The organism is Streptomyces milbemycinicus (assembly GCF_002154605.1).
In the GTDB taxonomy this organism is placed as follows: domain Bacteria; phylum Actinomycetota; class Actinomycetes; order Streptomycetales; family Streptomycetaceae; genus Streptomyces; species Streptomyces milbemycinicus.
In genome coordinates this window covers 1-507 of sequence record NZ_MUNE01001001.1, presented here as the reverse complement: position 1 = coordinate 507, position 507 = coordinate 1, and the positions used below count along the sequence as shown (strand labels likewise).

The window sequence follows — 507 nt, the reverse complement described above, 5'->3', positions numbered from 1 at the left end:
CGCGACCGCCAGCGCCTCCGCGGTCTGCAGCGCGAACCGGTCCAGCCGCTCCACCGCCCGTACGACCGAGGCGCGGGTGCCGGCCCGGGTGGCGAGCTGGGTGAGGTCGTTCGGCACGGGGGACAGCAGGTCGGGGCGGGCGCGCAGAAGGGCGGCGAGGGCGTCGTCGGGGCGGGTGCGCAGCTCTTCGGCGAGCGTGCGCGGCGCTCCGCGGCCGCTGTCCCGTGGGCCGGTCTCTGCAGGCACGTATGCCTCCCGATTCCGCGAGCTGGTCATTCGATCCACGATACCGGGGGGTGATGACGAGCCGGGGGTGCGGCGGGCCGCTGGTCCGGCGCGGTACCGTCGGAACGATCTGATACGCCAGCGGTGCGCATTGTCAGGGGTCTTGGTGGGGATCGAGAGCGAACAGCTCGTCTACGACTATCTGAGCCGTGTCGGCGATCTGGCACAGCAGCGGGGGTTGCCATCCGGCGACCGGATGCGGCTGGTCGCCGAGTTGCGCGC

At 72.8% G+C, this 507-nt stretch carries 2 pseudogenes; one reads left to right on the top strand and one right to left on the bottom strand.

Annotated features, from left to right (window positions below):
* A pseudogene (locus CCN51_RS50225) lies at positions 1-276 on the bottom strand (DNA-binding protein); the annotation flags it as partial.
* Between the two features lie 37 nt (positions 277-313).
* On the opposite strand from CCN51_RS50225, the pseudogene CCN51_RS58840 reads away from it, so the two are divergent.
* Positions 314-507: pseudogene (locus CCN51_RS58840) on the top strand (hypothetical protein); the annotation flags it as partial.